The 25,357-nt window shown below is 74.1% G+C and carries 22 protein-coding genes and 1 riboswitch; of the genes, 9 read left to right on the plus strand and 13 right to left on the minus strand.

Annotated elements, in window-relative coordinates:
• Positions 1-25: 25 nt before the first annotated feature.
• Together ACGFIG_RS09940 and ACGFIG_RS09945 are read right to left on the minus strand one after the other, a co-directional pair.
• Entirely contained in the window at positions 26-1,312 is a 1,287-nt protein-coding gene (locus tag ACGFIG_RS09940; protein WP_393001061.1) for an MFS transporter, read from the minus strand.
• A gap of 40 nt (positions 1,313-1,352) precedes the next feature.
• A complete protein-coding gene (locus tag ACGFIG_RS09945) occupies positions 1,353-1,937 on the minus strand; it encodes an ArsR/SmtB family transcription factor (RefSeq protein ID WP_393001063.1) in 585 nt (194 codons plus the stop codon).
• A gap of 290 nt (positions 1,938-2,227) precedes the next feature.
• Between ACGFIG_RS09945 and ACGFIG_RS09950 the strand changes: the two genes are divergently transcribed.
• Both ACGFIG_RS09950 and ACGFIG_RS09955 read left to right on the plus strand, forming a co-directional pair.
• Positions 2,228-4,441 carry a HelD family protein gene (locus tag ACGFIG_RS09950; protein WP_393001065.1) on the plus strand — a complete coding sequence of 738 codons (2,214 nt, stop codon included), beginning with the start codon at positions 2,228-2,230 and terminating at the stop codon, positions 4,439-4,441.
• Between the two features lie 151 nt (positions 4,442-4,592).
• Positions 4,593-5,354 (plus strand): VOC family protein, encoded by a 762-nt coding sequence (locus tag ACGFIG_RS09955; RefSeq protein ID WP_393001067.1) that lies wholly within the window; start codon positions 4,593-4,595, stop codon positions 5,352-5,354.
• 72 nt (positions 5,355-5,426) lie between these two features.
• On the opposite strand, the gene ACGFIG_RS09960 is transcribed toward ACGFIG_RS09955, so the two are convergent.
• The 4 genes from ACGFIG_RS09960 to ACGFIG_RS09975 all read right to left on the minus strand — a co-directional run bounded on the left by ACGFIG_RS09960 (position 5,427) and on the right by ACGFIG_RS09975 (position 10,593).
• Positions 5,427-6,302 carry an ABC transporter ATP-binding protein gene (locus tag ACGFIG_RS09960; RefSeq protein WP_393001069.1) on the minus strand — a complete coding sequence of 292 codons (876 nt, stop codon included), beginning with the start codon at positions 6,300-6,302 and terminating at the stop codon, positions 5,427-5,429.
• Positions 6,299-7,402 carry a FecCD family ABC transporter permease gene (locus tag ACGFIG_RS09965; RefSeq protein ID WP_393001071.1) on the minus strand — a complete coding sequence of 368 codons (1,104 nt, stop codon included), beginning with the start codon at positions 7,400-7,402 and terminating at the stop codon, positions 6,299-6,301. Before ACGFIG_RS09965 ends, ACGFIG_RS09960 begins: the two co-directional genes overlap by 4 nt.
• Positions 7,403-7,415: 13 nt before the next feature.
• The gene (locus ACGFIG_RS09970) at positions 7,416-8,354 is read right to left on the minus strand and encodes an ABC transporter substrate-binding protein (RefSeq protein WP_393001073.1); all 939 of its coding nucleotides are present in this window, start codon (positions 8,352-8,354) and stop codon (positions 7,416-7,418) included.
• Positions 8,355-8,465: 111 nt separating this feature from the next.
• A riboswitch (cobalamin riboswitch) is annotated at positions 8,466-8,548 on the minus strand.
• 167 nt (positions 8,549-8,715) lie between these two features.
• On the minus strand, positions 8,716-10,593 hold the full coding sequence (locus ACGFIG_RS09975; protein WP_393001075.1) for a M14 family zinc carboxypeptidase: 1,878 nt from the start codon (positions 10,591-10,593) through the stop codon (positions 8,716-8,718).
• 212 nt (positions 10,594-10,805) lie between these two features.
• Between ACGFIG_RS09975 and ACGFIG_RS09980 the strand changes: the two genes are divergently transcribed.
• Positions 10,806-12,164 (plus strand): C39 family peptidase, encoded by a 1,359-nt coding sequence (locus ACGFIG_RS09980; protein ID WP_393001077.1) that lies wholly within the window; start codon positions 10,806-10,808, stop codon positions 12,162-12,164.
• Between the two features lie 134 nt (positions 12,165-12,298).
• Here the strand turns inward: ACGFIG_RS09980 and ACGFIG_RS09985 are convergent, their stop codons facing one another.
• Genes ACGFIG_RS09985 through mqnE form a run of 3 tightly spaced genes read right to left on the minus strand, consistent with a single transcriptional unit; the run spans position 12,299 to position 14,251 of the window.
• Positions 12,299-12,592 carry a DUF4229 domain-containing protein gene (locus ACGFIG_RS09985; protein ID WP_393001079.1) on the minus strand — a complete coding sequence of 98 codons (294 nt, stop codon included), beginning with the start codon at positions 12,590-12,592 and terminating at the stop codon, positions 12,299-12,301.
• 43 nt (positions 12,593-12,635) lie between these two features.
• On the minus strand, positions 12,636-13,058 hold the full coding sequence (locus ACGFIG_RS09990; RefSeq protein ID WP_393001081.1) for a hypothetical protein: 423 nt from the start codon (positions 13,056-13,058) through the stop codon (positions 12,636-12,638).
• A gap of 23 nt (positions 13,059-13,081) precedes the next feature.
• Positions 13,082-14,251, minus strand: coding sequence for an aminofutalosine synthase MqnE (gene mqnE, locus ACGFIG_RS09995; protein WP_089002460.1), 1,170 nt, complete (start codon positions 14,249-14,251; stop codon positions 13,082-13,084).
• Positions 14,252-14,492: 241 nt separating this feature from the next.
• On the opposite strand from mqnE, the gene ACGFIG_RS10000 reads away from it, so the two are divergent.
• From ACGFIG_RS10000 to ACGFIG_RS10015, 4 genes are all read left to right on the plus strand, one after another.
• Positions 14,493-16,082 carry an NlpC/P60 family protein gene (locus ACGFIG_RS10000; RefSeq protein ID WP_393001083.1) on the plus strand — a complete coding sequence of 530 codons (1,590 nt, stop codon included), beginning with the start codon at positions 14,493-14,495 and terminating at the stop codon, positions 16,080-16,082.
• A gap of 181 nt (positions 16,083-16,263) precedes the next feature.
• Positions 16,264-17,763 carry a hypothetical protein gene (locus tag ACGFIG_RS10005; protein WP_393001085.1) on the plus strand — a complete coding sequence of 500 codons (1,500 nt, stop codon included), beginning with the start codon at positions 16,264-16,266 and terminating at the stop codon, positions 17,761-17,763.
• Between the two features lie 198 nt (positions 17,764-17,961).
• Positions 17,962-19,680 (plus strand): DEAD/DEAH box helicase, encoded by a 1,719-nt coding sequence (locus ACGFIG_RS10010; RefSeq protein ID WP_393001087.1) that lies wholly within the window; start codon positions 17,962-17,964, stop codon positions 19,678-19,680.
• Positions 19,681-19,789: 109 nt separating this feature from the next.
• Positions 19,790-20,410, plus strand: coding sequence for a putative glycolipid-binding domain-containing protein (locus ACGFIG_RS10015; RefSeq protein ID WP_393001419.1), 621 nt, complete (start codon positions 19,790-19,792; stop codon positions 20,408-20,410).
• A 39-nt stretch (positions 20,411-20,449) separates the two neighbouring features.
• Here the strand turns inward: ACGFIG_RS10015 and ACGFIG_RS10020 are convergent, their stop codons facing one another.
• The 3 genes from ACGFIG_RS10020 to ACGFIG_RS10030 all read right to left on the minus strand — a co-directional run bounded on the left by ACGFIG_RS10020 (position 20,450) and on the right by ACGFIG_RS10030 (position 22,969).
• The gene (locus tag ACGFIG_RS10020; protein WP_393001089.1) at positions 20,450-21,541 is read right to left on the minus strand and encodes a PLP-dependent cysteine synthase family protein; all 1,092 of its coding nucleotides are present in this window, start codon (positions 21,539-21,541) and stop codon (positions 20,450-20,452) included.
• 22 nt (positions 21,542-21,563) lie between these two features.
• The gene (locus ACGFIG_RS10025; protein ID WP_393001091.1) at positions 21,564-22,391 is read right to left on the minus strand and encodes an SDR family NAD(P)-dependent oxidoreductase; all 828 of its coding nucleotides are present in this window, start codon (positions 22,389-22,391) and stop codon (positions 21,564-21,566) included.
• Between the two features lie 119 nt (positions 22,392-22,510).
• A complete protein-coding gene (locus tag ACGFIG_RS10030; protein WP_393001093.1) occupies positions 22,511-22,969 on the minus strand; it encodes an Lrp/AsnC family transcriptional regulator in 459 nt (152 codons plus the stop codon).
• A 268-nt stretch (positions 22,970-23,237) separates the two neighbouring features.
• On the opposite strand from ACGFIG_RS10030, the gene ACGFIG_RS10035 reads away from it, so the two are divergent.
• Positions 23,238-23,504, plus strand: coding sequence for a BldC family transcriptional regulator (locus tag ACGFIG_RS10035; protein ID WP_089002465.1), 267 nt, complete (start codon positions 23,238-23,240; stop codon positions 23,502-23,504).
• A gap of 66 nt (positions 23,505-23,570) precedes the next feature.
• Here ACGFIG_RS10035 and ACGFIG_RS10040 read toward each other — a convergent pair whose 3' ends face one another.
• A complete protein-coding gene (locus tag ACGFIG_RS10040) occupies positions 23,571-24,200 on the minus strand; it encodes a UbiX family flavin prenyltransferase (protein WP_393001095.1) in 630 nt (209 codons plus the stop codon).
• A 187-nt stretch (positions 24,201-24,387) separates the two neighbouring features.
• Here ACGFIG_RS10040 and ACGFIG_RS10045 point away from each other — a divergent pair, with 187 nt between their 5' ends.
• Entirely contained in the window at positions 24,388-25,350 is a 963-nt protein-coding gene (locus tag ACGFIG_RS10045) for a terpene synthase (protein ID WP_393001097.1), read from the plus strand.
• The last annotated feature ends 7 nt before the right edge of the window (positions 25,351-25,357 follow it).

Below are 25,357 nucleotides of genomic sequence, written 5' to 3' on the forward strand. Positions count from 1 at the left end.
CGTATCCCCGCCGGCCGGCACGGGCTCAGCGGGCCGGGGCGGGAGTGGCCAACCCCGCATCCGCCGTGTCGCCGGCCGGCTCCCCGGTGCCGCTTGGAGTGCCGGTCGCCCGGGCGCGTCGGGCGGAGCGGACGACGACCGGCACGAATGCCACCACCGCCACCAGGCCGGCAGCGCCGGCGCCCGCGATGAGGGGACGCGGCGACAGCAGCGCCAGCAGGGCGCCCCCGATCAGGTACCCACCCATCGAGCCGCCCTGCACCGCCGCGCCGTAGAGGGCGTACGCCCGGCCGCGCGACGCCTCCGGCACCCGCCGGGCCGTGAGCAGGTTGGCGAAGACGTTCTCCCCGCCGTTCGCCGCGCCGGCGACCAGCCAGAGCGGGACCAGCAGCGCGGCCTTGGGTACGGCGGCGGCGACCAGCACCGTCAGGCAGATGCCGCCGAGCGTCACCAGCACCCCGTACACCAGGGCGGCGTCGTCGGTGAGCCGGTGGGCAAGGCGGGCGCAGAGCCAGCTGCCGGGCAGCATCCCCGCCATCCAGGCGGCGCCGACCAGCCCGTACGTGGTGGATGAGCCGCCGAGCGTCTCCCGAATGAAGAAGACCTCGATCACGTTGATGCCGCCGACGGCCGTGATGACCGCCGCCGTGCTCGTCACGACGGCCAGCAGCAACGGATCGCGCCGCAGCCGCCACGCCGGGGCCCGGTCCGGCCCCGACGTCGGCGTGGCCACCCGCCGGCCGCCCCGCCGGGTCCGCAGCAGCAGGCCCACGGCCACCAGCGCGAGGTAGCTCGCGGCGTCGATGAGCAGCGGTACGCGGGTGCCGAACTGCCCGACCAGCAGCCCGGCGAGCACCGGGCCGGCGAGCGCGCCCAGGGACGAGGCGGTCTGGTTGATGGCGCTCGCCCGGGGCAGGTCGGCGGCGCGCACCATCGTCGGTAGCAGCGCCGCGAGGCAGGGCTGGGTCACGGCGAGCCCGCAGGCGAGCAGCGCGACGAGCCCGATGATGAGGGCGGGGTGGTCGACGAAGGCGAGCAGGGAGCAGACGGCGACCTGCGCCAGACCGGCGGTGACCAGCAGCGTACGGCTGTCGGCCCGGTCGGCGAGGCGGCCGGTGAGCGGGGCGAGCACCACGAGCGGCAGGGTGGCCGCCAGCAGCAGTCCGGAGACGGCGAGACCGCTGGCGCCGGCCGCCTGGAGGGCGAGCGCGAGGGCGGTGGCGGCGAGGAAGTCCCCGCACATCGAGATGCCGCGCGCGGTGGCGGTCAGCCAGACGTCGGACCAGCGCGACCCGGCAGTTGTGAAGGACATACTTCGAAAATAATCCTTCACAACTGCCCGGATCAACCCCCTACGTCAGCGGCACCGCCCGGTACTGCACCGCCACGCTACGCGCCCCCTCGGGCGGACCAGCCTGGCGGTTCCGCTGCCGGTACGGCTCGAACAGCGCGCTCACCGCCTCGTTCAGCCCGGCCAACTCGTCGGCGGTGAGCAGCAGCATCGTGTCGCTGAACAGCGCGACGTCGTACCACTCGGGCGGCTCGTCACCGGCGCGGCGCAGCCAGTCCCGGACGCGCTCCATGTCCCGGGCCGCGTGCGCCTCCACCAGCGCCTGCTCGGCGGCACGCGCCTCCGGCCCGGCAGCGCGCCCGGCGTCGACCATCAGGCCCCGACCGACCGTGCGCCACAGCCGCTCACGCGCGTCGCCCCGGCTCGGCGCCTGCTCCACCAGGCCCGACTTCGCCAGCGCGCGCAGGTGGTAACTGGTCGCGCTCGGCGACAGCCCCGCGATCTCCGCGCACTCGGTGGCGGTCGCGCCGCCCTCGACCCGGTCCAGATGTTCGATGATCGCGATTCGGGCCGGGTGGGCCAACGCCCGCATCACCTGCGGGTCGTTGATCGTCATCCGTCGCCGCTCGGGACGCGCCTCCGTCATGCGTCCATGATTCCTGGTCGCGCGCCGCTGTCGACCGGCAGCGCAGCAGTCCCAGGCCGGCCCGCTTCTCCGGTCAAGCCGGGCTACGCCAGGAGCACATCGGCGCTTCGCCGCGCCTGACCGGGTTCCCCACCCCGGCGGGCGGTGTCGCGGCCGAAATTCGGTGGACGCGGCGCGCCCGACGCGTAGGCTGTCAGGTCGCTTGACGGCCAGGGTGAGGTGAGCACCGCATCGGACGTCCCGCGCCGGGGGCGGCCCATCCGCCCACCGGACACGCGAGCGACCGGCAGATGACCCCGACGGGATTCCGCGTGACCGACCTCGATCTCGACCTCGACGCCGACCTCGCCGCCGAACGCGAGCACCTCGCCACCTCCCGGGCCGCCCTGGCCCAGATGCGGGAACGTGCCCAGGCACTCTTCTCCACCGGCGACCAGGTGGCCGGCGACGCGTACGCGGCGGAGACGCTCGGGCGCACCCTGGCCCGGCGGGTCGCCGAACTCGCCGACGACCCCACCACGCCGCTCTTCTTCGGACGCCTCGACTTCGGCCCGGCGACCGGCGCCCCGCCCGCCGCCGACCGGCCCCGCGACCCCGGCGACGAACCGGACGGGTGGGACGCGGACCACGCCGGGCGGCGCTACCACGTCGGCCGGCGGCACGTCACCGACGACCGGGGCGAGCCGCTGGTGCTGGACTGGCGGGCACCGGTCTCCCGCTCGTTCTACCGGGCGAGCGCGCGCGACCCGCAGGGCGTGGCGGTACGGCGCCGCTTCGGGTTCAGCAACGGTGCGCTGACCAGCTTCGAGGACGAGCGCCTCGACCGGGGCGAGGAACTCGGCACGACCAGCCGGATCCTGACCGCCGAGATCGAACGGCCGCGCGTCGGGCCGATGCGCGACATCGTCGCCACCATCCAGCCCGAGCAGGACGAGCTGGTCCGGGCCGACCTCGCCGACTCGATCTGCGTGCAGGGTGCCCCGGGCACCGGCAAGACGGCCGTCGGCCTGCACCGGGCCGCGTACCTGCTCTACCTGCACCGGGAGCGGCTGCGCCGGTCCGGCGTGCTGATCGTCGGGCCGAACCGGGCCTTCCTGTCGTACATCGCGGCGGTGCTGCCGGCACTCGGCGAGGTGGAGGTCGAACAGGCCACGGTGGAGGACCTGGTGGCCCGGGTGCCCGTACGGGCCGTCGACGACCCGGCGGTGGCGGCGGTCAAACACGACGCCCGGATGGCCGAGGTGCTGCGCCGGGCGGTCGACGCCCACATCGGCGCGCCGACCGAGCCGATCATGGTCTCGGACGGCTCGTTCCGTTGGCGGATCGGGCTGGACCCGCTGCACCGGGTCGTCGAGGAGACCCGCCGCGAGCGGCTGCCGTACGCGACGGGCCGCGAGCGCGTCCGGGCCCGGGTGGTGGCGCTGCTGCAACGGCAGGCCGAGGCGCGGCGTGCCGAGTCCCCAAGTGACGCCTGGCTGCGCCGGATGGGCAAGGCCACGCCGGTCACCGCCTTCCTCGACGCGGTCTGGCCGGCGCTCACCCCGGAAGGGCTGGTACACGCCCTGCTCAGCGACCCGCAGCGGCTCGCCGCGGCGGCGGACGGGCTGCTCAGCACCGAGGAGCAGGCGCGGCTGCGCGGCCTCGCCCCGGAACTCGTGAGCGACCCGACGGCGCCGGCCGGCACCCCCGACCCGGCCCCCGGCACCACGCGCGCCCCGGCCCGGCGGCCGACCCCGGCCGGCACGAAGCTCGGGCGTACGCCGAAGGCCACGAAGTGGACGGCGGCCGACGCCGTGCTGATCGACGAGGCGGCCGGGCTGATCGAGCGCCCGGGCGGTTTCGGGCACGTCGTCGTCGACGAGGCGCAGGACCTCTCCCCGATGCAGTGCCGGGTGATCGCCCGACGCAGCGAACACGGGTCGATCACCCTCCTCGGGGACCTGGCCCAGGGCACCGCCCCGTGGGCCGCGGCCGACTGGCGGGAGTCCCTGCGCCACCTCGGCAAGCCGGACGCCGTCGTGGTGCCGCTGACGGTCGGCTTCCGGGTGCCGGCCGCCGTGGTCGCGTTCGCCAACCGGCTGCTGCCCGCCCTCGCCGTCGACGTGCCCCCGGCCGAGTCGCTGCGCCGCGACGGCGCGCTGGACGTGCGTACCGTCGACGACCTGACCGCCGCGACGGTGGCCGAGGTGCGCGCGGCGCTGGCGTTCGACGGCTCGGTTGCGGTGATCGCCGCCGACGACGCGGTCGACGGGCTGCGAGCGGCGCTGGACGCGGCCGGGGTCGACACCGCGACCGTCGACGAGCCGGCCGCCGCGGCGCGCGTCACGGTGGTGCCGGCGACCCTGGTCAAGGGCCTGGAGTACGACCACGTCATCGTCGTCGAGCCGGCGGCGATCGTGGCCGCCGAGCCGCGCGGCCTGCACCGGCTCTACGTGGTGCTCACCCGGGCGGTCTCCCGGCTCGCCGTGCTGCACACCCGACCGCTGCCCGCCCCGCTCGGCTGACCGGCGACCTGCCTCGGGGAGGCGGGAGAGCGCGACGGGGTCGACGGTTCAGCTGACGTTTCGTCCGATCCGCCACGTGGCGCGGCGGGTCGGTGCCACGATGCCGGCAGGGGCGTGCCGGCGTGGCCGTCCCCCGCCGAGAGGGGTCGCCGTGAGCACCGTCCCGCCGGGTACGCCCTGCTGGGCCGACCTCGCCACCCCGGGTCTCGCCGAGGCGCGGCGGTTCTACCCCGAACTGTTCGGTTGGACCGGCCGGATCGACCCGGAGCCCGAGGCGGGCGGCTACACGGTCTTCCTGCTCGACGGGCGGGCGGTGGCGGGCGCGGGGCCGCCGGCCATTCCCGAGCAGGTGCCGATCTGGTCGACGTACCTGGCGACCGACGACGCGGACCTGGTGGCCGGCCGGGTCGAGCGGGCCGGTGGGCAGGTCGTGGTGCCTCCGTTCGAGGTCTTCGACCAGGGGCGGATGGCAGTCTTCGCCGATCCCGCCGGGGCGGCGTTCAGCGTCTGGCAGCCGATGGCGATGCCCGGGGCCGAGGTCTTCGACACCCCGGGGGCGCTGACCTGGACCGAACTGGTGACTCCCGATCCGGAGGGCGCGAAGGTCTTCTACGAGCTGGTCTTCGGCTGGCACCCGGACGACCAGCGCATGGGCCCGGTCACCTACACCGGCTGGCGGCTCGGCGCCCGGATCGTGGCCGGCATGGTGCCGCCGCTCGGGGACGGGTTCCCCGCGGACATGCCCGCGTACTGGTCGGTGTACTTCGCCGTGACCGACGCCGACGCGGCCGCCGCCCGCGCGGCCGAACTCGGCGGCACCATCCTGGTCCCGCCCCAGACCACGCCGGCGGGCCGCTTCGCCGCCCTGCGCGACCCCCACGGCGCCCTCTTCAACGTCCTGACCCGCCCCTGACCCCTGTCCACACCCCGTTGATCATGAAGTTGTTGCGGCGACACGCCGGGCAGAGCGACAACAACTTCATGATCAACGAGAAGAGCCCGACCGGTGGGGGCGGGTTGGGACCACCAGGGGGCCGTGGTCGCCGGGGATGACGCGGACCGTGGCGCGGTACCAGGTGGCGAGGAGCTGCTCGGTGAGCACCTCGTGAGGGGTGCCGGCGGCCACCACCCGGCCGTCGGCCAGCAGCACCATGCGGTCGGCGTACTCGCCGGCGATGCTGAGGTCGTGCATGGTCGCCAGCACGGTCAGGCCGTGCTCGCGGCGCAGCCGGTCGACCAGCTCCAGCACCTCCTGCTGGTGGCCGATGTCGAGCGCGCTGATCGGCTCGTCCAGCAGCAGCAGGGTCGCGCCCTGGGCCAGCGCGCGGGCCAGGAAGACCCGCTGCCGCTCGCCGCCGGACAGGGTGGCCAGCTCCCGGTCGTGGAACCCGGCCAGGTCGAGCCCGGCGAGCACCTCGTGCGCGGCGGCCAGGTCGGCGGCGGACTCCCGGCCCAGCGGTGCGATGTAGGGGGTGCGGCCCAGCAGCACGTAGTCGAACACCGACATGCCCGCCGGTACGACCGGGGACTGGGCCACCGTGGCGACCACCCGGGCGCGGTCGCGGCGGCGCAGCGCCTCGCTGGGCGTACCGAAGAGGGAAACCGCGCCCGGCGCGGGCAGCAGGCCGCCGACGGCACGCAGCAGGGTCGACTTCCCGGCGCCGTTCGGGCCGATCACGGTGACCCACTCGCCCGGCGCGACGGTCAGGTCGACGCCGGCCAGGATCGGCGTGCCGTCGAGACGCACGTGCAGGTCGCGCACCTCGACGGCGGGCACGGCACCGCTCTCGGGAGCCCCCGGAGCCGACCCGGCGGCCCGACCGTCCGCCGGCCGCGCCGCCGGTACGCGCCGCGCGCTCATCCGAGCACCCGACGGGAGGTACGCAGCACCAGGACGAAGAACGGGCCGCCGAGCAGCGCGGTGACCACGCCGATCGGGATCTCCGACGGGGCGGCGACGGTACGGGCCACCACGTCGGTCAGCGCCAGGAAGGCACCCCCGAAGAGCAGCGACAGCGGCAGGATCACCCGGTAGCTCGACCCGGCGAGCAGCCGGACGGTGTGCGGCACGATGATCCCGACGAAGCCGATCAGGCCGGACGCGGAGACGGCGGCGGCGGTGCCGAGCGAGGCGGCGACGATGAGCAGGTAGCGGGACCGCTGCGGGTGCAGCCCGAGGCTGACGGCCTCGTCGTCGCCGACGGAGAGCACGTCGAGTTCCCGCCGGTGCAGCAGCACCACGAGGGCGGTGAAGAGGAAGTACGGGAGCACCAGCCGCACGTCGTGCCAGCCGGCGGTGGCGAGCCGCCCGAGCAGCCAGGAGTAGACCTGCTGGATGTTGTCGGAGTTGCGTTGCAGCAGGTAGGTCTGCCCGGCGGAGAGGAACGCCGAGACCGCCACCCCGGCGAGGATCAGCGTGGCGGTGGAACGCCCGCGCCCGCCGGAGGCGCCCAGCAGGTAGGTCATCGCCACCGCGCCGATCGAGCCGACGAACGCGGCCAGCGGGATGGTGAACGGCAGCCCGGTCAGCGCGCCCCCGGCCCCGGCGCCGAGGGTGATCGCGGCGGTGACCGCGAGCCCGGCGCCGGCCGCCACCCCGAGCAGGTACGGGTCGGCCAACGGGTTGCGGAACACCCCCTGGTAGCAGCCGCCGGCCAGGGCCAGCAGCCCACCGACCAGCAGCCCGAGCACCACCCGGGGCAGCCGCAGCTCGGTGACGATGGCGATCTCACGCTCGGTCAGCCCGCTGTCGAGGCGTACGCCGGGAATGAGGTTGAGCAGCTCGGCCGCGACGCTGCCCGGCGGCAGGCTGACCGGGCCGAGGGACACGCCGGCGACCAGCGCGACCAGTACCGCGGCGACGCCGGCGACGAGCCAGCGGGGCCGCAGCCCGGCGGGCCGGGACGCGGGGAGCGTCCCGGCCCGCCGGGCGGGCGGCGCCTTCAGGAGCAGGCGGTTCATGGCCGGACGCGGGTCACGCGGGCACCTTGGCGACCGCGTCGACGACGGTCCGCAGCAGGTCCACGACCCGGGGGCCCCAGCGCGAGGCGATGTCGTCGTCGAGCGCGACGACCTGGTTGTTCTTGACCGCCGTGAGGCCCGCCCAGCCGGCGCGCGCCTTGACCGTCTCCGCGTTCTGCTGGCAGCACCTGGTGTCGGCGAGGAAGACGAAGTCCGGGTCGGCCTTGACGATGACCTCCTGGGAGAGCTGCGGGTAGCCGCCACTCCTGCCGTCGGCGTCCGCCGGGTCGGCGATGTTCTCCAGGCCCGCCAGGGCGTAGAGCGAGCCGATGAAGGTCTTGCTGGTGGCGGTGTACAGCTCCGGGCCCAGCTCGTGGTAGTAGGTCAGCTTCTCGGCGCGCTTGGGCAGGTCGGCGACCAGCTTGGTGATGTCGTCCTTCATCCGCCTGGTCACGTCGCCGGCCTCGTCCGCGTGGCCGGTCAGGGCACCCAGCTCGGTGATCTGCCGGTAGGTGTCGTCGAGCGTCGTCGCCGCGGGGGTCTGGTAGACCGGGATCTTCAGCGTGGTCAGCTGCTCGACGATCTTGTTGCGGTCGTCGGAGAGCACCACCAGGTCGGGGTTCCTCCCGGCGATCGCCTCGGCGTTCGGGGTGAAGCCGGAGAGGTCGGTCTTCGGCGCGTCCGCCGGGAAGTTCGACTGCTCGTCGACGGCGGTCACCTGCTTGCCCGCGCCGATCGCGAAGAGCATCTCGGTGGCCGACGCGGACAGCGACACGATCTTCTCGGGCCGCTTCTCCAGCGTGAGTTTCCCGACGGTGACCGGGTAGGCCGCGCCGGCCGAGCCGGTGCCGGCGGCGGGGGTGTCGGCGGAGTTGTCGGTCGCGCAGGCGCCGAGGGCGAGCGCGGCCGCCGCGAGGGTCGCGGCGAGGAGTCTGGGGGTACGTCTGAGCACGGGTCCTCCTGTCGGTCGAGGAGCATGGTGCTTCGCCGACAGGGACCAGGGGCGCCCGTCCGCGAGGCGCCCTTCCTCGAGAGCGCGTGTCGCGACCACGGACGCAGGCGACCTGGCTCGTCCCCGCCCGGTCCGGCGTTCGGCCGGGACGGCGGGGCATCACAGTTGCGGGACAGCGCCGGTTTCGCACCGGCTTCGCTGCGCGTGGTCGGTAGAACCGTAGCGCACGCCCCGGACACGCCTCGTCGATCCAGGCCGTATCGGCGCTCGCTGATCATCAACGGCGGCGATATGCCCTGGATCGACGTCTGCTGGGAGGGGTGGTGGGGCCCCGCCGGGGGCGGAGCGGGGCCCCACCGAATCAGGAACTGGTGATGGTGACGTTGTCCACAGCCGCCTCGACCAGGCTCGCGCCCGAAGCGTCCACCGCCTCGACGAGGATCCGCACCGACTGCCCGGCGTACGGGGTGAGGTTGGCGTTGGCCACCGCCCAGGCGCCGTTGCGGTTGGTGGCCGCCCCGGCCTGGGTGAACAGGGCCGTGGTGCCGCCGTTGTGCACCACGCTCACCCGGAGGTAGTCGGCCGACGAGGAGTTCGAGCCGTGGGCCAGGTACCAGGCGAGGGAGAGGTTCAGCGTGCCGCTCGCCGGCAGGGTCACCGCCGGCGACCGGGCGCTGGTCACGCCGCCGTCGACGTCGTAGTCACCGGCCGCCGTACCGGCCAGCCGGCCGGTGACGAGGTCGTTCGCGCCGCCGTACGGGGCGAGCTGCTTGGCGCCGCTGGAGGTGGTCGCCTGGGCGGCGCCCCGCTCCCACGCCCCGGAGGTCGCGGTGTCGGTGCCGTTCGGGTTGACGGTCCAGCCGGTGTCCGTCTCGAAGGTGTCCGACCAGACCGTGGTGCCGCCGCCACCGCCGCAGTACTGCGCCTCCTTGCCGATGGCGCGGTACGGGCAGTCGGCGTACTCGCTGAGCAGCAGGACCGCCTCCCGGTTGCGCGAGGTCTGGGCGGGGATCACCTCGTCGGGCGGGTAGAAGCCGCCGCCGCTGGCCGAGCCGGGGTACATCTCGAAGGTGTACGCCCAGATGCCGTGCTGGCCCCACATCCAGTCGATGCTGTCGCCGTCGGTGATGTAGAGGTCGCTGGACTGCTGCGGGGTGTAGCCGTTGGTGTTCGCCATCTGCTGGCCCAGCGTGGCGAAGGTGTTGTACTGGTCGGCGCTCATGCCGGTGGTGGTGTTGTTGTACGTGTAGCCGAACGGCCAGAGCACCAGCTCCGAGTACGTGTGGAAGTCGATGTTCGCCTTGATCTGCTGGACGCCGCCGACCACCCGGCTGTTGACGAAGTTCCGCAGCGCCGCGGTCTCCGGGGCGGAGAACGCCGAGGGGCCCCGGTAGGTCTCCGACGAGGTGGAGCCGGACGAGCCGCCGCAGCAGCCCCACTGGTAGGACCAGTTGCGGTTCAGGTCGGTGCCGACGTACGACGAGCCGCTGTTCGGCTGCCGGTTCTTGCGCCAGGAGCGGTACGAGCCGGTGGCGATGTCGTACTCGCTGCCGTCCGGGTTGACCGTGGGCACGATCCAGATCTCCCGGGTGTTCACGATGTTGGTGACCCGGGAGTCCGTGCCGTAGCTGTCGGTGAAGAGGTTGAGCAGGTAGATCGCCATCTCGACGGTCAGGTGCTCGCGGGCGTGCTGCTGCGAGTTGAACAGGATCTCCGGCTCGTTCTCGTCGGTGGCGACGTTGTCGGAGATCTTCACCGCCATCAGGTCCCGACCCTCGTACGAGGAGCCGATGCTGATCTTCCGGGCGATCGACGGGTGGTCGGCGACCACCTTGTTCACCACGGCGGTCAGCTCCGCGTAGTCGTGGTAGTTGGAGTCAGCCGGCGGGAAGGCGGCCGTGCCGACGTCCCCCTCGGCGTGGCTGTGGCCGTCGGCCGACGGGGCGGAGACCGCCTCCAGCCGGAAACCGAGCCGGGTGATCGCCGCCGCTTCGGCCGGGGTGGCCGAGACGTTCAGCACACCGTGCTCGACGAAGTCGATGGCGGCGCCGGTGCCGGCGACGGCGGTGCGGTCGTCGACGGTACGCGGGCCGAGCACCCGGTAGGACGCCGCCGCGGAGTCGACCCGGTCGGGGGCCGGCCGGGCGGTGGCGGGCGCGGCGGCAACCGTGAGCAGGCCGAACCCGGCTGCTACGGCGACCGCCAGGCGGCGACGGAGGGCGGTGTTGCGGAAGGCCATGGACAACCTCCTCGGGGGGCGGGAGAGATCCCGCTCGGTGGAGGACACTCCACCACCGCTCACATGGTCATATCAACATCCATCGCTGCCCAAGTTGCATGTCATCCTGATCCTCACATCGGCAAGTATTTTCCAACTGTCGGCCTCTGGCGAAAGTTCCCTCCGAGCGGGACACTGACCCGCAACGATCCGTCCGTCCCTGCGGAGGACCCATGGTCAGAACACACTTGCGTACGGCCGCCCTCGCGGCCACAACCGCGCTCACCCTTCTCGGCACCTCGGCACCCGCCGTCGCCACCGAACCCGTCGCCGCCCCGTCGACCAGTCGACAGGTGGTGCACGACGAACAGATCACCTTCCAGGACTGGTCGCGCTACCCCGACTGGCGGCGTGGCACCCACGCCGGTACGCGCGCCGTCCCCGGCCAGCGCCCGGGAGTGACGCTGGCCGGCCCGCTCGGCACCACCAACTACACCGACCCGCACACCGGCGTGACCAGGAGCTGGGAGTACGGCACCTGGACGTCCCCCGTGACCCAGATCGGGTTCGACGCCACCGAGCTGATCGCCTCCTGGAACGCGAACACCCCGGCCGGCACCTGGATCCAGGTCGAGATGCAGGGCACGTACAACACCGGCGTCCAGACCAAGTGGTACGTGATGGGGCGCTGGGCCTCCGGCGACGCCGACATCAAGCGCACCAGCGTCAACCGGCAGGGCGACCCCTGGTCGACCATCTGGACCGACACGTTCAGCATCGACGACGCCTCCGTCGGGGTGCTGCTGCGGGCATACCAGCTGCGGCTCACCCTCTACAAGGCCCCCGGCCAGAGCGCCGCGCCGGTCGTGCACACGGTGGGCGCCATGAGCTCCAACGTGCCGGACCGGTTCACCGTCGAGCCGAGCGCCGGCGGCATCGCCTGGGGCAAGGAACTCGCCGTGCCCCGCTACTCGCAGAACATCCACTCCGGTCACTACCCCGAGTACGACGGCGGCGGCCAGGCCTGGTGCTCCCCCACCTCCACCACGATGGTGATCGAGTACTGGGGCCGTAAGGCGTCCGAGGAGGACACCTCCTGGGTCGACCCGACCTACCCGGACCCGACGGTCAACCACGCCGCCCGGATGGTCTACGACTACCAGTACGACGGCGCCGGCAACTGGCCCTTCAACACCGCGTACGCGGCCAGCTTCCCCGGCCTGGAGGCGCGGGTCACCCGGCTGCACTCGCTGGACGAGGTGGAGCGCTTCATCGCCGCCGGGATCCCGGTCGTGACCAGCCAGTCGTTCCTGGCCAGCGAGCTGGACGGGGCGAACTACGGCACCTCGGGGCACCTGTTCGTGATCGTCGGCTTCACCGCCGAGGGCGACGTGATCGTCAACGACCCGGCCTCGTCGAGCAACGACGTGGTGCGCAACGTCTACAAGCGTGAGCAGTTCGAGCAGATCTGGCTGCGTACCAAGCGGATCAACGCCAGCGGCGGGGTCTCCGGCGGCTCCGGCGGCGTCGTCTACCTGATCAAGCCCACGTTGAAGCCGTGGCCGAACGTGCCCGGCTCCACCAACTGGTGATCGGCTGACCAGGGCCCGGCACGGTCAACGGCGACCGTGCCGGGCCCTTCTTCGTGCCTCTGAGCCCGGCCACCGGCGGGGTGCCGACGTGATCGTCCGCGGCAGTCGTACCGGCGGGTCGGGTTGCCCGGTCGTCAGCGTCCCGCGGAACCGGCCCCGCCCTGCCGCTCGTCGCTGTCGGGCTCGTCCTCGCCGGCCAGGGCGGAGCGGAGCCGTTCCTTCTCGTCGCGACGACGCTCGGCGGCGGCGGCCATCTCCTCGGCCATCTCGTCCCGCCACCCCTTCAGCAGGAAGAACGACAGGGCGGCCGAGAAGGCCAGCGCCACCATCAGCTTGATGAAGATGTTCATCTCGACGAGCCAGAGGGCCGCCAGCACGGCGACGAACAGCCCGATCCGGCCCAGCGTGTACTTGACCGCCGCGCTCACGTTCCGCACTCCGTTCTCCGCCGCCGGGCGCCCGGCGGCAGGTTCAGCCCGTCCGGCGGGCCAGCCAGTGGACGCCGTGGAACCAGACCACCGCGTAGCCGAGGGTGAAGGTCGCCGCCCCCAACCCGCCGGAGACCAGCGGCGGGAGCCCGGCGGCGAGGCCGGCCACCACGAGCCCGGCCACCACCCCCACCACGGCTGCCGCCAGCGCCGACACCACCCGGGCCGCACCGAACTCCCACGCGCGGAAGTCGTCCCAGAAGAGCCAGGCCGGCAGGATGATCGCCAGCCAGCCGTTCGACCGCCCGAACTCGCCGCTGCCGATCAGCGCGAACGCCCAGTCGAACAGCACGACCGCCAGCACGCCGATGACCAGGCCCGCCAGGCTGACCCCGAGCAGGTCGCCCAGGGTGAGGATGCGCCCCTCGGCGTCACGCCGGGGGAACCCGCTCCGCTGCTCGGTCATGGTCTACGAAGGGTACGTGCCACTCAGGCCCAGACCTGCTGCGGCTCGGCGCGCCGCTCGGCCAGGGACGGGGCGGCGTCGTACTCGCGGACCACCTCGTAGCGGGTGTTCCGCTCGACGGGGCGGAAGCCGGCGTCCCAGATCAGGTGCAGCAGGTCGTCCCGGTGCATCGTGTTCGGGGTGCCGTACGAGTCGGCGTCGTGGGTGATCTTGTATTCGACGACCGAGCCGTCCAGGTCGTCGACGCCGAAGTTCAGCGAGAGCTGGGCCACCGACAGCCCGTGCATGACCCAGAAGCACTTCACGTGCGGGACGTTGTCGAAGAGCAGCCGGGAGACCGCGAAGGTCTTCAGCGACTCGGCCGGCGAGGCCATCGTCGTACGGGCCTGGATCCGGTTACGGATCTTGCCGTCCGCCGAGTCGACGAAGTCGTGCTGGTAGCGCAGCGGGATGAAGACCATGAAGCCGCCGGTCTCGTCCTGCAGCTCACGCAGCCGCAGCACGTGGTCCACGCGGTGCCGGGGCTCCTCGATGTGGCCGTAGAGCATGGTCGACGGGGTCTTCATCCCCTTCGTGTGGGCCAGCCGGTGGATCCGCGACCAGTCCTCCCAGTGGCAGGCGTGGTCGACGATGTGCTGGCGGACCTCCCAGTCGAAGATCTCCGCCCCGCCGCCGGTCAGCGACTCCAGGCCGGCGTCCATCAGCTCGTCGAGGATCTCGTCGGCGCTCAGGCCGCTGATCTTCTCGAACCACTGCACCTCGGTCGCCGTGAACGCCTTGAGCTTGACGTTCGGCAGCGCCGCCTTCAGCTCGCGCAGCACCTTGGGGTAGTAGCGCCAGGGCAGGGTCGGGTGCAGGCCGTTGACGATGTGCAGCTCGGTGAGCTGCTCGTCCTCCATCTCCTTGGCCTTGCGGACCGCCTCGTCGATACGCATCGTGTAGGCGTCCTTCTCGCCCGGCTTGCGCTGGAACGAGCAGTACGCGCAGGAGGCGGAGCAGACGTTGGTCAGGTTGAGGTGCCGGTTGACGTTGAACATCACCCGGTCGCCGTTCAGCTCGGTGCGTCGGTGGTGTGCCAGCCGGCCCAGCCACGCGAGGTCGTCGCTGTCGTAGAGGGCGATCCCGTCCTCGCGGGTCAGCCGCTCGCCGGCGTACACCTTCGCTTCGAGCTCACGCTTGAGTCCGGCGTCCATCGAAAAGCCACGTCCCTTCCACCTGCGGTAGGAATCGAGCGTACGTCGGCCCGCCGACGTACCCGCAGCACGGTAGGCCCTCGTGCGCCCGTTCACCGAACTCTCAGGCACCCGTTACCTGCCCACGCATCGACATCGCTGCCTGGGTGCGGTAAGACAGGATGGGACGTTCGCCACACGCTGGTAGCGTCCTCACAGCCGCGCCCACCGGCGCGGCGACGCACGCCGGACGGGGAGCGGAATGGTCGACAGTGGGCGCGGACGGCGGCAGCGACGGCGGAGCCCGGTGATCTCGCCGGTGCTGCGCCCGGCGCTCTGGTCCGCCCTGCTCGGCGCCGTCGCCGCGACCGTCCTCGCCAACCCGGTCCAGGCCGACCCCTCGCTGCCCACCAGCGTCCCCGACACCGGGTCCCGCCCGTCCTACATCGGCCAGCTCCAGCTCCCCGGCGGCACGCCGGTCCCCGGGCTGCCGGGCACGGTCCCCGGGCTGCCGGGCGTGCCGGGCACGGTCCCGGGCCTGCCCACCGGCAACGTCGGCACCGGCCCGCTCGCCGCCCAGATCTACGCCGCCGAGGCCCAGGTCGGGCAGCTCCGCGACCAGCTGCTCTCGCTCCAGCAGAAGCGCACCGAGGCCGAGACGCAGCACGCCACCGCCGAGCGCAACCTCGCCCTCGCCCGGGACGCGGTGGCACGCGCCCAGGAGGGCGCCGACGCCGCCGCGGCGGGCGCCTTCAAGGCCGCCGCCGCCCTCCCGCCCGGCGAGTTCGCCAACGACCTGCACGAGCTGAGCCGGCTCTCCCGGATCATCCGGGGCGAGAAGGCCGAGGGCGGCACCACCGCCGCCGAGGGCGAGGTGTCCCGGGCCCGCACCGGCGAGCAGGCCGCCAGCCAGGCGATGGTCTCGGCGGAGTCCCGCCTCACCGGAGCCAGGGCGGAATACGCCGCCGGCGAGAAGGCCCTGCGCGAGGCCGAGAAGAAGCTGGACAAGCTGAAGCGGGACAACGCCGCCCAGCTCATCGAGATCGAACGCCAGCAGGAGGCCGCCGAGCAGCGCCTCGGTGCCGGCTACCTCGGCAACGAGACCGCCAACGGCCTCGCCGCCCACCCGACGGCCCTGAAGGCCCTCGCGTACGCCCGGGCGCAGCTCGGCGATCCCTACCTGTGGGCCGCCGAGGGCCCGGACCGGTTCGACTGCTCCGGCCTCATCTACGCCGCCTACCGGTCGGCGGGCTACTACGGGCTGCCCCGGGTCTCCCGGGACCAGTACTACGCCACCCGCTCCCGCACCGTGTCCCGCACCGCGCTGCTCCCCGGTGACCTGCTCTTCTTCGCCTCGGGCACCAGTTGGACGACGATCCACCACATGGGCATGTACGTCGGCGGCGGCAAGATGGTCCACGCGCCGACCACCGGCGACGTGGTGAAGATCTCCACCGTGCGCTGGTCCCGCCTCTACGCCGCCACCCGCGTCATCGGGGCGGTGCCCGCGCCGGTCAGCACCCCCTCGCCGACGCCGACGCCGAGCAAGCCGCCCGCGACGAAGCCGCCGGCCAGCCCGAAGCCCACCTCGCCGTCGCCGACCCCGTCCACGTCGCCGTCGACCTCGCCGTCCCCGTCGCCGTCACCGTCGACCTCGCCCACCGGCTCCCCGTCGCCGACGGCCACCGCCACGCCCGACACGTCGAACCCGTCGACCTCGGCGTCGCCGAGCAGTTCGGGCACCTCGTCGCCGAGCGCCCCGACCGACGGTGTGGCGCCGACCACGGCACAGAGCAGTTCCGATCCGGCGGGCAGCACCTCGGCGACCGCCTCGGCGAGCACCGGCAGCTGATCAGGCGCGCGGCCGGCGCGCGAGCCGGCCCGCCGCCGGCCGCGCCGGTCCAGCGATCGGATCAGACCGACACCGCAACGCACTCCGGCTGTGCCGCCTGGCCGGAATGTGGCACGGTGACAGACAGGCACGCCCGGTCCGATAACGCGGACCCGGGCGCGAGCGTGCGCGGAGGGCGAGCATGGCCGAGCAAGAGGTTCCGGCGGAGCCGGTCGACCACGGGTCCACGCCCGACCGGCGTCCCGCCGGGGCACCGCAACCCCTGCCGTCCGTCGGCGCCCCGACCGCCACCACGGCCGACGACGGAGCCACGCCGAGGGCCGGCTCCGCAGGGCCGTCCGAGCCGTCGTCCGAGCCGCCCGCCGAGGACGTACGCCGGGAGCCCGCCCCGGCGGCCCGGGGCCGGGTCTCCGTGGCCACCGCAGCCCCGCCCGGTACGGGCGACACGGCGCAGCCGGCCGGCTCCGGCACCACCTACCGGGCCACGGGCACGGCCGCCCCGGCCGACACCCCGGTACCCGGCCAGCGGGGCACGGCAGCGCGGGCCAGCGCCGCCGTACCCGGGATGCGGCGGATCTCGGCCGACGAGGCCGGGGCCATCCGCTCCCGGACGGGCGAGGCGCGCATCTATCGTGCGGCGCCGGTCAATCCGGAGCCCCCGGAGCCCGCCCGGCCGCCGGAGCCGGCGCAGCCGCCGACCCCGCCGGTCCCGGAGCCCGAGCCGGCGCCGGCTCCCGTGCCGCCGCTGCCGGGCCCGACCCCGCCCTCGCCTGCCCCGCCGGTCCCGACGCCGCCCGTTCCCCACCCGCCCGGCCCGACGCCTCCGGGGCCGGGCCCAAGGCCGCCCGCGCCGGTACCGCCCGTGCCGGGTCCGCCCGCGCCGCCACCCGGGCCGCCGGTGCCCGCCCCGCCGCCCCCACCCGGCCCGGCGCCGGCGCCGCCGTTCCCGCCGCCGCCCCTCACGGCTGCCCGACCGGTACCCGTCGCGAGCGCGCCGCCGTCCCCTGCGCCCGTGTTCCCCACGCCGCCGGCCGCCGCGCCCGCGTTCTCCGCGCCGGCCCCGTCCGGGCCGCCCGTCGGGCCCGCCCCCGCGCCCGCGTTCTCCGCCCCACCGGCCTCCGCGCCTCCGTTCTCCGCGCCGCCCTCGTCCGGGCCGGCCGTCGGGCCCGCCTCCGCGCCGCCCGTGGTGCCCGCTCCCGCGCTGCCGGCCTGGCCGCCGCCGACCAACCCGGGTGACCGCCGGTCCGGCGGTGCCGAACCGGCCACCGCGCCTCGCGAGGCGCACCCGCCGACCGGTCGCGCCGACGGTGGCACCTTCCTCGCCGGTGGCTCCCCCGCCGGCCCGTCCACGCGACGGGCCGAGGGCACCGCCACCGGCCGCTACGACGGCGGGCCCGACCTGGGCACCATCTACGGCGCGGGTGCCGGTGCCGGTACGGAGGGCCCGGGCTTCAGCACCGTCTCGTTGCCGAACAACGCCGTGGAGAACTCCGGCTCGCTGACCGGGCACATCCTGGCGCAGGGCTGGACGGAAACCCCCACCGAGGAGCGGTCCAGCACGACCAGGGTGGTGCTCGTCCTGGCCGCCTCGCTGGGCCTGCTGGTCGCGATCAGCGTGCTGGTGGTGCTGCTCGCCAACGACACCATGGGCGGCTTCGTGGGCGGCGTCCTGAGCATGTGAGCCGCGTACGACGTCGATGGTGAGCCCGCCCACTACCCGTCCGTGGTCGGGTGGCGGGTTCGTCCCGTCGCCGTACACTGGTGAGCATCACTGACCCGGCGCGCGCCCTGCGCGCCCATGGGCGATCTTGCGGGCGATTCGGCGGCGTTCAGCTGCGGCAGGCCATCGCGAAGATGCGCCCCGCTCGAAAGGCATTTCTTGACGACCTCTGCTGAACCCGGCACGTTCACGCCCGCCCTCGACACCGCCGGCGCGCCGACCGCCGCCGAGCGGGACGGCACCGCCCAGGACCCGGCCGCCCCGGTGGGACCCACCGACTTCGCCGCGCTGGGACTGCCCCAGCCGCTGGTCCACGCGCTCGCCCGGCAGGGCATCACCACCCCGTTCGAGATCCAGCGCGCCACCATGCCCGACGCGCTCGCCGGTCGGGACGTACTCGGCCGAGGCCAGACCGGCTCCGGCAAGACCCTGGCCTTCGGCCTGCCCCTGCTCGCCCTGGTGGCGGACCGCAACCGGGCCCGGCCGCTGCGCCCCCGGGCCCTGGTCCTGGTGCCCACCCGGGAACTCGCGATGCAGGTCAACGACGCGCTGATGCCGCTCGGCAAGGCCGTCGGCGTGTTCCTCAAGACCGCCGTCGGCGGCGTGCCGTACGACCGGCAGATCGACGCGCTACGGCGCGGGGTGGAGATCATCGTGGCCACCCCGGGGCGGCTGGGCGACCTGATCGCCCGGGGCGTCTGCCACCTAGACGACGTCGAGATCACCGTCCTCGACGAGGCCGACCAGATGGCCGACATGGGCTTCCTGCCCGAGGTCACCGAGCTGCTGGCGAAGACGCCCGCCGACTCCCAGCGGCTGCTCTTCTCGGCCACTCTGGACAACGACGTCGACGCGCTGGTCAAGCGGTTCATGACCGACCCGGTGACGCACTCCACGGCGCCGTCGACCGCCTCGGTGTCCACCATGGACCACCACATGCTGCTGATCCCGCCGCACGACAAGTTCCCGGTCGCCGCGTCCATCGCGGCCCGGGACGGGCGGACGATGGTCTTCGCCCGTACCCAGCTCGGCGTCGACCGGCTGGTCGAGCAGTTGGCCGCCGTCGGCGTACGGGCGGGCGGGCTGCACGGCGGCAAGACCCAGCGGATGCGTACCCGCACGCTGGCCGAGTTCCGTGAGGGCCGGGTGAACGTCCTGGTCGCCACGGACGTGGCGGCCCGGGGCATCCACGTCGACGGTGTCTCGCTGGTGCTGCACGTCGACCCGCCGAAGGACCCGAAGGACTACCTGCACCGTGCGGGGCGTACCGCCCGGGCCGGCGAGTCGGGCGCGGTGGCCACGCTGGTGCTGCCGAAGCAGCGGCGGACCACGCTCGCCATGCTGGAGAAGGCCGGCGTGGCGCCGGCCGAGACCCGGGTGCGGGCCGGTGACCCGACGCTCGCCGAGCTGACCGGCGCCCGCGAGCCGAGCGGCGTCCCGGTGCGCAACGAGCCGGAGGAGCCGCGCCGGCACGGCGACCGGCCGGGCGGCCCGCGCCGCTACGGCGACCGCGACCCCCGGGGCGAGCGCCGCTACGGCGACCGGCCGCACGGCGAGCGCCGCTACACCGACCGAGCCACCGACGGCCGCGGCTACGGCGACCGGCCGCACGGCGAGCGCCGCTACGCCGACCGGCCCACCGACGGCCGCGGCTACGGCGACCGGCCCCAGGGCGAACGCCGCTACACCGACCGGCCGCAGGGCGAACGCCGCTACGGCGACCGGCCGACCGACGGCCGCGGCTACGGCGACCGGCCCCAGGGCGAACGCCGCTACGGCGACCGGGGCGGCTTCCGTCCCGAGGGCCGGGGACGTGACGAGCGGCCGCGCGACGAGCGGCGAGGCTTCGGCGGGCGCCCGCCGGCGCGTACCCACTGATCGTCAGCGTCATCGACGAACGCCGTCGCGGGGCCCGGGCTCCGCGGCGGCGTTTCCGCATCCGCTGCCGGCGGCGGTCGGGTCGCGTAACGTCCGGCTCATGCCGACCATGCCGAAGTCGCTCTTCTGGACCCGGACGGACACCGCCGGCACGGAGCACGCGCTGTTCGACGACGGCCACGGGCTGACCGCGCGGGGCACCCTGGCGGCCGTCGACCCGATCCCCTACACCTGCCGCTACCAGCTCGTCACCGACCCGCAGTGGGCCAGCTCCCGCGTCGAGGTGGAGGCGGAGGGCACGGGTTGGCTGCGGAGCGTACGCCTGGAACGGGTGCCCGACGGGTGGCGGGTGACCACCGCCGAGCAGGGTGACCTGGACGCGGCGCTGCGGGCGGCCGGCCATCCGGAGGTCGGACTTCCCGGCACGGACGACCCGGACCGGCTGGCCGGGGCGGTGGACGTCGACCTCGGCGGCGCGGTGCTGCTCAACGCGCTGCCGGTGCGCCGGCTCGGGTTGACCCGCGCGGCGGCCGACACGCCGCACCGCGTCGACGTCGCCTGGGTGCTGGTGCCCAGCCTGCTGGTGGTGCCCGCCGAGCAGGTCTACACCCCGCTGGGCCCGGGCCGGGTCCGCTTCACCAGCGACACCTTCACCGCCGACATCGACCTCGACGGCGACGGCTACGTGCTGCGCTACCCGGGGCTGGCCGAGCGCGTCGACCCGCGCTGACGGGCCACGGGCACCTGCCCGCCGGACTAGGCACGGGGCTCAGGTCGGCCAGGCGCCGGTGGTGAGGAAGCGCTCGACGGTCGCCAGGTGCGGGGCCGGGTCGAGCCCGTGGGCGGCCAGCCAGTCGTCGGCGTAGTAGGTGTCGGAGTAGCGGTCGCCGGCGTCGCAGATCAGGGTGACCACCGAGCCGGTGCGCCCCTCGGCGAGCATCTCCGCGATCAGCCCGAAGGCGCCCCACAGGTTCGTGCCGGTCGAGCCGCCCACCCGGCGGCCGAGCACGGCCGATCCGGCGCGCATGGCGGCCATCGAGGCGGCGTCGGGCACCTGGACCATCCGGTCCACCACGGACGGCACGAACGACGCCTCCACGGTCGGCCGGCCGATGCCCTCGATGCGGGAGCCCCGCCCGGTGCGTACCGACCAGTCAGCGGCCTGCCAGGCGGGATAGAACGCGGAGTTCTCCGGGTCGACCACGCACAACTTGGTGGGCAGCCGCTGGTAGCGGGCGTACCGGCCGATGGTGGCGCTGGTGCCGCCCGTGCCGGCGCCCACCACGACCCACGCCGGCACCGGGTGGCGTTCCAGGGCGAGCTGCGCGTAGATCGACTCGGCGATGTTGTTGTTGCCGCGCCAGTCGGTGGCCCGCTCGGCGTAGGTGAACTGGTCCATGAAGTGCCCGCCGGAGTCCTCCGCCAGCCAGCGGGCCTCGACGACCACCTTGGCCGGGTCGTCGACGAGGTGGCAGCGACCGCCCTGGAACTCGATCTGGGCGATCTTCTCCGGCGAGGTGGACGCGGGCATCACGGCGATGAACGGCAGCCCCAGCATCCGCGCGAAGTACGCCTCGGAGACCGCCGTCGAGCCGGAGGACGCCTCCACGATCGTGGTCTCCGGGCCGATCCAGCCGTTGCACAGCCCGTAGAGGAAGAGCGAACGGGCCAGGCGGTGCTTCAGCGAGCCGGTCGGATGCACCGACTCGTCCTTGAGGTAGAGGTCGATCCCCCACGACCGGGGCAGCGGGAACGGCAGCAGGTGGGTGTCGGCGGAGCGGTTGGCGTCCGCCTCGACGGCCGCGATCGCCTCGGTCACCCAGCGCCGGCTGGCCTCGTCGCACCGGTCGATGTGAGTCACTCTCGAAACCTAGCAAGCCGGCTCACTGCGGATCGGCTCCGGTCCGACGGCGCTGGCGGCGCTGACCGGCCCGGCCGGCCGCGAGGATCAGCGGGGCGAGCCGGACGGCGGCGCCGGGCAGCGCGTCGAGGAGCCGGACCTGCGCGCCGCGCCAGCGGGGGACGCTGACCACCGGGCGGGGCCGCCGGGCCAGCCGCGCGGCCCGCCGGGCCACCCGCTCCGGGGTGAGCAGCGTCCCGGTGAAGGAGGCGGCGGCGCCCGGGTCGTCGAGCCGGTCGTGCAGCATCGGCGTCCAGATCCCGTCCGGGCACAGGCACGACACGTGTACGCCCCGGTGCCCGGCCAGCCGCAGGTCGGCGAGGGTGCCGACGCTGAAGGCGATCAGGGCGTGCTTGCTGGCCGCGTAGACGGTCTCGCCGGGCGCGGCCACCAGGCCGGCCAGCGACACGACGTTGAGCACGTGCCCGCGCCCCTGGGCCCGCATGACGGCCAGTGCGGCGAGGGTGCCGTTCATCGCGCCGAGGGCGTTGACCTCGACCACCCGGCGGCGGGTCGCCGCGTCGTGTTCCCAGGAGGGGCCGGTGACGAGGATCCCGGCGTTGTTCACCCAGAGGCCGAGCCCGCCCCGGCCTGCGGCCTCGGCGGCGACGGCGGCGCAGGCGTCGGAGTCGCGTACGTCCAGGGGGCGGGACCAGCCGCCCAGCGGCGCGGCGGCGCTCCGCACCGCCTCGGCGTCGTGGTCGGTGAGGAGCACCGGCCAGCCGTCGGCGTGCAATGCGGCGGCGATGGCCCGGCCGAGACCGCCGGCCGCGCCGGTGACCACGGCCGCTCCGAGGGCTGGCTTCGTCATCGGCGCACGCTATCGCCGCCCGGCGACCGCGCGCCAGGGCCGGACGGGCGCGGATTCCGGCGGCTGCACCCGACGCGGCGCGCGCAGCCCACCGTCGCGCCCGGATGCGCGGTGGCGGGTCAGGTGGCGGGCGGGATCGGGGCCTGCGGCCGGTTCTCCCACTTCGTGGAGAGGGCGATGCCGGTGCGGGTGGAGGCGACGCCGGGGGTGCGGTTCAGCCGCACGATGAGCCGCTCCAGCTCGGCGATGGTGCCGACGCGGGCCTTGAGCATGAACGACTCGACACCGGCCATGAAGTAGCAGGACTCGATCTCGGGCATCTGCCGGAACGCCTCCAGCACGTCGTCGGTGTCGCCGCCGGAGTCCTGGACGATCCCGATGAGCGCGGTGACGGCGTACCCGATCGCCTCGGGCTCCACCTCCGCCCGGTAGGCCCGGATCACGCCGCTGGACTCCAGCTTGCCGACCCGCTCGTGCACGGCCGGCGCGGAGAGGCCGACCTGCCGGGCCAGCTCGGCGTAGGACAGGCGGGCGTTGCCGCGCAGCAGCTCCACGAGGCTCGAGTCGATGGCATCCACGGACTGTGACCCTAGCGGTCCGGGCGTAACGTCGGGCACCTGGTGGGCGTTGAACATGACAGGGTGTAGTCGTTCGCAAACTCACCGTCAAAGGAGCGGTACGCAGGTAATATTTCCTAACTTCCCACTCAGTGCGTTTTTCGCGTTTGGCGGACAGGCCAGGTCGCTGGTGCTGTAATTGCCATACGTCCCTCATGACGGCTCTGGGCTCGCACCGGCCGGGGGCAGTGTGTTCAGCCGGGGGCTTCGTCGACGCGAGGAGGGGGCTGTGGACACTGGAGATCGCCTGCTGACACCGGGTGAAGTTGCCGCGCTGTTTCGGGTTGACCCGAAAACTGTGACGCGCTGGGCGGCGGCCGGCCGGATAGGCAGCATCCGGACTCCAGGCGGGCATCGCCGGTTTCGGGAATCCGAGGTGCGGGCCCTGCTTGAGGGGGAGGGCATGTTGGACGAGGCGGAAGACGTCGGCAAACCGCGCAACGCGGGGCCGGCCGCCTCTACCGGGCCCGGCCCGGCCAACGCCGGCATGTACTGAATGGTGCGGATCGTCACGCGGACCGGACGTGGGCTCCGGTCCGCGTCCCGGTGGGTCGGGCCGGGTTCACTCCCGCGCCGCGCCCAGCTCGCCCGACCAACGGCGGAACAGCGTGTGTGGTATGCCCAGCGCGTCCAGCACCTTGCCGGCCACGAAGTCGACGAGCTGCGGCGCGGAGGCCGCCGCCCCCGCCCCGTAGAAGCCGGGGCTGGCCGGCAGCACCACCGCCCCGGCGTCGTGCAGGGCGATCAGGTGTTCGAGGTGGCTGCGGGTCACCGGCGTCTCCCGGGGCACCACCACCACCGGCCGGCGCTCCTTCAGGTTGACCTCGGCGGCCCGCTGCAACAGGTCCTTGGAGAGCCCGATCGCGATGCCGGCGCAGGCCGCCGTGCTCGCCGGCACCACCACCATCCCGCGTACCCGGTAGGAGCCGCTGCTCGGGCCGGCGGCCAGGTCCCCGGCGGGCCAGTGCCGGACGTCGGCTCCCGCCAGGTCGCGGCCCAGCCAGGCGGCGAGGTCCTCGGCCCAGTGCCCGTCCCGGAACGGGCGACCGGTCTCGTCGAGGACGGTCAGCCGGGCGGCCCGGGAGACGATCAGGTCCACCGGATCGCCGGCGTCGAGCAGCGCCCGCACGACGGCCGCCGCGTACGGCGTGCCGGACGCTCCGGAGACTCCGACCACCCATGGTTCGCGCATGCCCTCCAGCCTGCCTGGTTCCCCCGCGCGCCGCGCCGTCACCCCCGCCTCCGCTGCGGGGTCGGGGTGCCGTCGACGCCCGCACGGCCGCCGGGGCTGCCCGACGGGACGCGTGCTCCTGATCTCTGACATGCTCGGACGCCGGGATCACCGGTGTGCGGCGACGACCGGAGGGGCGGTACGACCGATGACGGCGGCGGCAGCCCGCGCACTACGTGCCACCTGTCCACTCCCCGCCCGCTGCTCGCCGCACACCGAGGCGACACACGAGTGGCTGGCCGGCTGGGTCCGTCGCTTCGGCCTGCCGCTGGACGAGCTCGCCCTGCACCGGCTGGACGCCGGTCGGGTCGCCTGGTACGCCGGCCGGCTCTATCCCGACGCCAGCGCTGCGGACCTACGTACGGTGGCGGCACTCTGGACCTGGTTCTTCCTGCTCGACGACGCCTGCGACGGACCCCACCGCGCCACCGGCGCGCAGGTCGCCGCGTTACGGGCCGAGGTGCTGCGGGTGCTGCGGCACGGCTCCGGCAGCCGCCCGCCCGGGTCGCGGGACCCGCTGCTCCGGATGCTGGCGGACGCCTGGCAGGTGCCGCGGGCCCGGATGCCGCTGCCGTGGCGGCGACGTTTCGCCGACGCCGTCGCCCACCACCTGGCCGGCAACCGGGTGGAGGCGGAGAACAAGACCCGGGGCCACGCTCCCGGCGTCGCCGAGTACGTCACGCTGCGCCGGGCCACCTCGGCGGCGTACGTGTCGTACACGGTGATCGAGTTCGTCACCGGTCACGCGCTGCCGGATGCCGTCTACCACCATCCGGCCCTCGGGGCGCTGGCGGCCACCGGCAACGACCTGCTCTCCTGGTTCAACGACCTGGTGTCCCTGGAGACAGACCGGGCCACCTCGGGCGGGCACAACCTGGTGCTGGCGATCGCCCGGGAGCAGCGGCTGCCGGAGGAGCGGGCCGTGGAGGTGGCGACGGCCCGCTGGCGCGCGACGATGCGCGAGTTCATGGAGTTGCGCGCGGCGGTGCCGTCCTTCGGCCCGGCGCTGGACCCGGCGGTGGCCGCGCACGTGGAGGGGGTGGCCCGCTCGGTGCGTGGCACGATCGACTGGTCGCTGGAGAGCGCCCGGTACGCGGCACCCCGCAGCTGAACGGGAC

Source organism: Micromonospora sp. NPDC049048, from assembly GCF_043197615.1.
Classification (GTDB): domain Bacteria; phylum Actinomycetota; class Actinomycetes; order Mycobacteriales; family Micromonosporaceae; genus Micromonospora.